Origin of the sequence: Streptomyces sp. NPDC058964 (assembly GCF_042741275.1) — a bacterium.
In the GTDB taxonomy this organism is placed as follows: Bacteria; Actinomycetota; Actinomycetes; order Streptomycetales; family Streptomycetaceae; genus Streptomyces.
Map to the genome: position 1 here is coordinate 1 of NZ_JBHYKH010000710.1, position 3,599 is coordinate 3,599.

Here is a 3,599-nt window from a genome sequence, read left to right on the forward strand (position 1 = left end):
CGCGGCGGCGGGCGCGGGCGTGGGGCGGGGGGGGGGGGGCGGGGGGGCGAGCGGGGGCCGGGGCGAAGGCCGCCGCGCCGCCGACCAGCGGGACCCTGGCCGAGGTGCGGGACAGGTCGACGGTGAGCGTCGGGGTGGTGGACGGAGGGTCGATGAGGTCCTTGTCCGTGCCCGCGACGATCAGCGCCAGCCGGTGGCCCTTGGGAACGACGTGATCGGTGGCCGCGAGATCGAGCGTGATGGTGTACGCATGGCCCGGGGTGAGGGCGACGCCCCGGCGGGCGGAGGCGTAGTGGCCGAGGTCGGCCCAGCCGCGGCTGAACACGGTGTGGTCGACGGCCTTCGTCTTCGCCTTGGTCGCCTTGAAGCAGGCGCTGTCGCCGGCCGTGCTCTCGCCCCAGCAGGTGCGGTCGGTGAGCGTGGTGATGCCCTCGGCGTCGTCCGCGTAGTCCCGGATGGTGTCGGGACCGAGGTCGACCAGGACCGCGGAGAGGTGGGCCGACGAGGTGGTCGGGGTGACGGTCACCGTGACCTTGGAGGAGCCGGACAGGCGCAGGGCACGGCCCAGCGGCCGGGTGAGGAAACCGGCCTTCTCGGGTGTGGAGGTGGCGATCCGCGCCGCCCAGTCCGTCTCGCTCAGCGCGGGGTCGTCGGTGAAGGTCTCGGTGCCGCCGGCCCTGTGCAGCCCGAGGGTGCCGACGCCCGCCCGGGCGCCGGTGGCCGGGCGCAGCGTGGTGGTCTGCGTGCCGCGCGGCGGCCAGGCCTGCGAAGTGACCCACTGGTCGGGGTGGCGCTCGATGTCGGCCATCGGCTCACGGTCGACGCCGTTGTCGTAGCCGAGGAGTTCGTGGTCGAACCAGCGGTGCAGGGTGTCCACCCATTCGGCGCGCCGGTAGTCGAAGGGGTCGACGTGGCCGGTCTGGGAGAGCCAGATCTTGCGCTCGACACCGTTCCTGGCGAGCGCGTCCCACCACTGGCCGAGGTGCTTGGTGCGTACGTTGAGGTCCTGCATGCCGTGCACGAGGAACACGCTGGCCTTCACCCTGGACGCGTCCTTGACGTAATCGCGCTCGGTCCACAGGCCGGTCCAGTCGCCGTTGCGCGGGGCGCCGTCGACCAGCTTCTGCTGCACGGCCGCGCACTTGGCGCGGGCCCCGTCGCTCTCGACGGCGTCGGACAGCCAGTCGGGGCCGGAGTCGTACAGCGGGGCACCCTTGGCGAAGTAGTAGTCGTACCACGAGGAGATGGCGCTGATCGGGACGATGGTCTTCAGTCCCCCGACACCGGTGGCGGCGACGCCGTTGGCGATGGTGCCGTCCCAGCTCTTGCCGACCATGCCGGTCCTGCCGTTGGTCCAGCCGGCCCTGACCGTGGTGCCGCCGGTGCGGCTGGTGTAGCCCTTGGCACGGCCGTTCAGCCAGTCGATCACGGCCTTCGCGGACTGGATGTCGGAGCGGCCGCCGACGTCGATACAGCCGTCGGAGCGGTTGGTGCCGGCGAGGTCGACGCCGACGAAGGCGTAGCCACGGGGAACGAAGTAATTGTCATAGAAAAGCGGCATTTGGACGACGTGGCCGTTGGCGTCGTACGTCTTCTTCTGGCTCTCGTTGCCGCGCCCGCAGCAGGAGTAGTACGGGCTGGCGTCCATGATGATCGGGACCTTGCGGCCCTGCCGGGCGGGTTCGGCGGGCCGGACGATGTCGGCGGCGACACGGTCGCTCCTCCCGTCGCCGTCCAGGTCGAGGCCGGTGTCCACCCAGACGGCCTCGCGGATGGCGTGGGCGTACGAGTAGACGGGCCGGCTCTCCCGTGGGGCGGCCTGGACGGCCGCGGGAGTGAGGAGGGCGGCCATCAGGGCTGCGACGGCCAGTGTCGCGAGCGTTCTCCAGTTCGTGCAGCGCATGCGTTTCGGCATGCGCGGACGGTACCCCGGTCAACTCCCGTGCAGAAGGGGGCAACTGAGTGGTCCACAGGCGGGACGCGGCCCGTGTCGGCCGAATGGCGATCGTGTGACGGGAGGGGCTGTGGACAGCCCGGGGGCCACAGCTACTGAATAGGCTCCGAACACACTTCGTGCCCCAACGACTTGGAGTTCTCGTGCACCGCAGAATCTTCGCGCCGGGCGCGCTCGCGGCGGCCTCCCTCCTGCTGGCGATCCCGGCGTCGGCCGCAAGCTCCGCACCCGGGGCGCCGGGCATCGGCGACCCCTATTACCCGTACTACGGCAACGGCGGTTACGACGTCTCCCACTACGACCTCCGGCTCACGTACCGGCCGGCCACGGACGAGCTGGCGGGCACGGCGACGGTCGAGGCACGGACCACACAGGATCTGTCGAGCTTCGACCTGGACTTCCTCCTGGACGTGAGCGAGGTGCGGGTCAACGGCTCCAAGTCGGCCTTCACCACCTCCGGCCAGCACGAACTGGTGATCACCCCGAAGTCCCCGCTCGCGAAGGGCACGCCGATCACCGTGGTCGTGCGCTACAGCGGAGTGCCGTCGGCGAAGAGCGCGTACGGGTTCTCCACCTGGCACCGCACCCCGGACGGGGCCGTCGCTGCCGACGAGCCCGAGGCGGCCTGGTGGTGGTTCCCGAGCAACGACCACCCGCTGGACAAGGCCACCTACGACGTGTCGGTGGCCGTGCCGGACGGCACCCAGGCCCTCTCCAACGGCACACTCCAGTCCAGCACTTCAAAGCTCGGCTGGACGCGCTACAACTGGCGCGAGAACAAGCCGCAGGCGACGTATCTGGCCACACTGGCGATCGGGAAGTTCGACATCACGACCGGCACCTCCGAGGGCGGTGTGCCCGTCATCAACGCGTACAGCAAGGACCTCGGCGACAACGACGGGGCGGCGCGGGCCAGTGTGGAACGCACCGGGGAACTGGTGGACTGGCTCAGCGGCTACTTCGGGCCGTACCCGTTCGGCTCCGCGGGCGGGTACGTCCCCAACACCACCACCGGGTACGCCCTGGAGACGCAGACCCGTGTCTACTACAGCCCCAAGCAGTTCGCGAACGGCTCCAACACCTCGGTCGTCGTGCACGAGCTGGCGCACCAGTGGTACGGCGACGACGTGTCGCTGAAGGGCTGGAAGGACATCTGGATCAACGAGGGCTTCGCGCGGTACGCGCAGTGGCTCTGGTCGGAGCACGAGGGCGAGGGGACCACACAGGAGCTCGCCGGCTACGTGTACGACTCCCACCCCGCCGACGACACCTTCTGGACCGTCAGGCCCGGTGACCCGGGCCCGGACGACCAGTTCGACGCCGCCGTCTACGACCGGGGCGCGCTGGCCGTCCAGGCGCTGCGCAACGAGGTCGGTGACGACGCGTTCTTCGCCATCCTGAAGGGCTGGCCGCAGGAGCACGCGTACGGCAACGCCTCGGTGGCCGACTTCCAGAAGTACGCCGAGCAGGTGTCCGGCAAGCCGCTGTCGGCCCTCTTCGACACCTGGCTGTTCCAGCCGTCGAAGCCGGCGGTGTCCGCGGCGCGCGCCACGTCCCCGGCCCGGGCTGCGAAGGCCGCCGTCCGGCCGAAGTCGTGGACGAAGATCGAGGCGACGAACGACGTGCACGGCGGCTGACCCGCCGG

At 70.7% G+C, this 3,599-nt stretch carries 2 protein-coding genes; one reads left to right on the plus strand and one right to left on the minus strand.

Features of this window, described 5'->3' with window-relative positions:
- The coding region (locus ACFW2E_RS43425) for a Xaa-Pro dipeptidyl-peptidase (RefSeq protein WP_384476670.1) at nucleotides 1-1,915 on the minus strand (1,915 nt) is incomplete at its 3' end.
- A 182-nt stretch (nucleotides 1,916-2,097) separates the two neighbouring features.
- On the opposite strand from ACFW2E_RS43425, the gene ACFW2E_RS43430 reads away from it, so the two are divergent.
- Complete coding sequence (locus tag ACFW2E_RS43430) at nucleotides 2,098-3,591, plus strand: M1 family metallopeptidase (protein WP_384476673.1); 1,494 nt, start codon at nucleotides 2,098-2,100, stop codon at nucleotides 3,589-3,591.
- Nucleotides 3,592-3,599 lie beyond the last annotated feature (8 nt).